5 protein-coding genes are annotated in these 3,658 nt (G+C 63.0%); 2 read left to right on the top strand and 3 right to left on the bottom strand.

The window, feature by feature from the left end; genetic code table 11:
• Positions 1–226 precede the first annotated feature (226 nt).
• Complete coding sequence (locus FE811_RS26145; RefSeq protein ID WP_140849413.1) at positions 227–547, top strand: H-NS family nucleoid-associated regulatory protein; 321 nt, start codon at positions 227–229, stop codon at positions 545–547.
• A gap of 179 nt (positions 548–726) precedes the next feature.
• Here FE811_RS26145 and FE811_RS26140 read toward each other — a convergent pair.
• From FE811_RS26140 to FE811_RS26130, 3 genes are all read right to left on the bottom strand, one after another.
• Positions 727–1,496, bottom strand: a protein-coding gene (locus tag FE811_RS26140; protein WP_255469855.1) for an IS5 family transposase whose coding sequence is annotated in 2 segments (ribosomal slippage) — positions 727–1,160 and positions 1,160–1,496 — 771 coding nt in all. Because the reading frame shifts where the segments join, the coding sequence is not laid out codon by codon here.
• 178 nt (positions 1,497–1,674) lie between these two features.
• Complete coding sequence (locus FE811_RS26135; protein WP_255469854.1) at positions 1,675–2,016, bottom strand: YnfA family protein; 342 nt, start codon at positions 2,014–2,016, stop codon at positions 1,675–1,677.
• Positions 2,013–2,453: a helix-turn-helix domain-containing protein gene (locus tag FE811_RS26130; protein ID WP_140849409.1), complete on the bottom strand. Its 441-nt coding sequence runs from the start codon at positions 2,451–2,453 to the stop codon at positions 2,013–2,015. Before FE811_RS26130 ends, FE811_RS26135 begins: the two co-directional genes overlap by 4 nt.
• 89 nt (positions 2,454–2,542) lie before the next feature.
• On the opposite strand from FE811_RS26130, the gene FE811_RS26125 reads away from it, so the two are divergent.
• Positions 2,543–3,658, top strand: a 1,116-nt coding sequence (locus FE811_RS26125; RefSeq protein WP_140849407.1) for a heavy metal translocating P-type ATPase, incomplete at its 3' end; no start/stop codon positions are given.

Below are 3,658 nucleotides of genomic sequence, written 5' to 3'. Positions count from 1 at the left end.
GGGATTGTCAGTCGAAGGGATGGCACCGGGGATAGGGGCGACCTGGGGCATCCGAAGAACTCGGCCTTCCTGGCCAAGGCAACGGGGTTGAAGCATTTCAGAGAGCATCGACCCGGCGGCCCAAGCCAACCTCATCCCCCTGCCCTATCGCGGTAACATCCGTGGGAGTTGCGATGTAGCGACCTGACGGTTATCCCTGACGCATCACTCAGGGCACGAGGGCCCAATGGCTGATTTCAATCTCGAGGCGATGTCGCTCAAGGAACTGCGGCAATTGCAGAAAGACCTCGCCGAGGCGATTTCCACCCATGAGGACCGTCACAAGGCCGAAGCTCGTGCCAAGCTGGAAGCCATCGCTAAGGAGATGGGCTACTCCCTCGCCGAACTGATCGGTATTGAGGTGAAAACAACCCGTGCGCCAGCCGTGGCTAAGTATCGTCACCCCGAGAATGCGGCTCTCACCTGGTCTGGCCGCGGCCGGAAACCGCAGTGGTTCGTGGAGGCGGTGGAGGCAGGGAAGACGGCAGGCGAGTTGGCGGTCGGTTGAGCGAAAGCGGCGACGCACCCGGCCCAAAGCCTCCTTTCCCATCGGGCAAGCCTACAGACTGCTATCGGTCAGGGATACTAGCGCCAGTCTAAACGTAGATTGGACGACAGGAGGAGGGGGAGGGAATGCGGTTCAACCTCCTCCACATGAAATCACTAGGGTCAGGACTCGTTCTTGTGTCATAGCCAGAACATGACGGTAGCGGCGAGAGCAACGGCCGAGAGGAAGACCTTCGGGCATCTATCGTAGCGTGTTGCGACCCGGCGCCAGTCCTTCAGCCGCCCGAACATGATCTCGATCCTGTTGCGTCGTTTGTAGCGGCGCTTGTCGTGCTTGATGGGTTTGCCGCGCGACTTCCGGCCGGGAATGCAGGGCCTTATCCCTTTTTCTTTCAACGCATCTCTGAACCAGTCGGCGTCATAGCCTCGGTCAGCGAGCAGCCAGTCCGCCTTTGGCAAGCTGCCCAGCAGGGCAGCCGCGCCAGTGTAGTCGCTCACTTGGCCTGCAGTCATAAAGAAGCGGATCGGGCGCCCATCGGCATCGGCTATGGCGTGCAGCTTGGTGTTCATGCCGCCCTTCGTCCGGCCGATCAGGCGGCCCCTTTGGTCACTTGGCCCCCCTTTTTCGTCCGCAGGCTGGTCGCCGTGCGGTGCGCCTTCAGGTAGGTCGCATCGATCATCACCGTCTTCGGAGCGGCGGCCTCGGAGGCCAGCCCAGCCATCATCCGGGCGAACACCCCCTTGTCACTCCACCGCTTCCAGCGGTTGTAGAGGGTCTTGGGCGGGCCATATTCCTTCGGCGCATCGCACCATCGCAACCCATTGCGATTGATGAAGATTATCCCGCTCAACACCCGACGGTCATCGACCCTCGGCTTGCCATGGCTCTTGGGAAAGAAGGGCTCGAGCCGTGCCATCTGCGCGTCGGTCAGCCAGAAAAGATTGCTCATTGGTCAGTCTCCTTACGGAGCCTGAATCACGTCGCAAGCAGATGATCAATGGGTCCTGACCCTAAGTTGCAATGGCTTGTTGGTTGGGCTTGCCCATGCCTGCTCTTCGGCACTGAAAGTTCGCGACATCGCCGGTGAACGAAGGTGATCATTGCTCGCCGGAACCCGCTGCGTCGCATCAGTTTCCGGTTGCCCTCGGTGCAAAGAGGACGATTGCCGCTCCGAGCAAACAGAGCATGGCACCGCTCAGGTCCCACGCGTCCGGTCGTTGCTTCTCCACTGCCCACAGCCAGACCAGCGAGGCGGCGATGTAGATGCCACCGTAGGCCGCGTAGGCGCGCCCGGCGAAATCCGAAGGGGCAAGAGTCAGGAGCCACGAAAAGACCGCAAGGCTAAGGATCCCCGGGACCAGCCAGAGCATGCTTGCCCCTTGCCGCATCCAGGCCCAGACCGCAAAACAGCCTGCGATTTCGGCGAGTGCGGCACAGATGTAGATGGCGAGTGTGCCAGGGGCGGTCACGAGGACAACTCGGGTTCCGGGTGGCTGTGATCGGTCGCGCAGAGGGAATGGTCGCCCAGAACCTCGATCACCCGACAGTCTGCGATCCGACCGCCCGCGCATTGCAGGACCATGCGTTCGAGTTCAGCTTTAAGCGCCGTGAGGCGGGCAAGGCGGCTCTCGACCTCGGCCAACTGGGCCCTAGCGATGGCATCGGCGGCGGCGCAGGATTGGTCGGGATTGTCTGACAGGCTTAGGAGATCGCGGATCGCCTCGAGTGTGAAGCCAAGGTCGCGCGCATGCCGGATGAAGGCCAGCCGCTCCAGCGCCTTGCGGCTGTAGAGGCGTTGGTTTCCGGCACTGCGCTCGGCCTCCGGAAGAAGGCCGATCTGCTCGTAGTAACGGATTGTCGGCACCTTGACCCCGGCCTGCTGCCCGAGTTTCCCGATGGTCAGCATCAGATTCCCCTTGAAGCTATAGTTGCTAGAGACATTAGGTTCCTGATTCGATGAAGGCAACTGTCCGCATTCGGACAGAGGGGACCACGATGACAGACGCTACACGCGAAGCCACCTGCGACTGGACAGTTTCGGGCATGGACTGCGGATCTTGTGCCACCAAGATCAAAGATGCTGTGGCGCGGCTGCCAGGGGTTAGCGGCGTCGAGGTCGGCATCATGTCCGAACGCCTGCGCCTGACGCTGGACGAGGGCCGGACCAGCCGCGAGAAGATTGAGTCCACGGTCAAGTCGCTAGGCTACGGGATTGCACCGCGCGCGGCCGGGGCGAAGAAGGACTTCGTTCTGCCGGGAGCGCCCCCCGCGACCAACCCGCGCGGCGAGGAGAGCGGAGACGACCACACAAGTCACGACCACGCCACGCAGGCGGAACGGATAGTAAGGTCTGACGACAGCGGCCACGACAGCCTCGGCCATGTGCATGACGTACCCGCCGATCGGGGCAAGCACTGGTATCAGACCGCCAAGGGGCGCTTGGTGATCGTGACTGGCTTGCTCCTTGGGGCCGCCTGGGTTGTGGAAACCCTCGCGCCCGAGATCGGTCGCTGGGCCTTCATTGCTGCCTGCCTGATCGGTGTCGCCCCCGTGGCGCATCGTGCCTTCGCCGCGCTGCGGATGGGCCAACCCTTCACCATCGAAAGCCTGATGACCATCGCGGCCATCGGTGCCTTGATCATCGACGCGGCTGAGGAGGCAGCGCTGGTCGTGTTCCTGTTCGCCGTGGGCGAGGTGCTGGAAGGTGTGGCCGCGGGCAAGGCGCGGGACGGAATCCGGGCGCTGGCAAATCTCGTGCCCAAAACGGCCCTTCTGGAGGTTGGGGGCACGACCCGCGAGGTTCCGGCGTCCAGCCTTGCCATCGGCCAGATGATCCTCGTGCGCCCCGGTGACCGGATTCCTGCCGATGGCGAGATCACCGAGGGCACCTCGGGCATCGACGAAAGCCCGGTGACGGGGGAAAGCGTGCCGAAGTCGCGCGGACCGGGGGACTCGGTCTTTGCGGGGGCGATAAATACCGAGGCGGCCTTGCGCGTGCGCGTCACCAAGGGCCCCGAGGACAACACCATCGCCCGCATCATCCGCCTGGTCGAAGAAGCTGAAGAGGCCCGCGCGCCAACCGAACGCTTCATCGACCGCTTCAGCCGCTGG

It is taken from the genome of Paracoccus sp. FO-3 (assembly GCF_006386455.1).
Lineage (GTDB): Bacteria > Pseudomonadota > Alphaproteobacteria > Rhodobacterales > Rhodobacteraceae > Paracoccus > Paracoccus versutus.
The sequence above is the reverse complement of the archived record's forward strand: the minus strand, read 5'-3'. Positions and strand labels throughout refer to the sequence as shown.

Excerpts from the sequence above, each read along its gene's own strand:
- FE811_RS26145 (WP_140849413.1), top strand. The coding sequence starts at position 227 with ATGGCTGATTTCAATCTCGAGGCGATGTCGCTCAAGGAACTGCGGCAA.
- FE811_RS26130 (WP_140849409.1), bottom strand. The coding sequence starts at position 2,453 with ATGCTGACCATCGGGAAACTCGGGCAGCAGGCCGGGGTCAAGGTGCCG.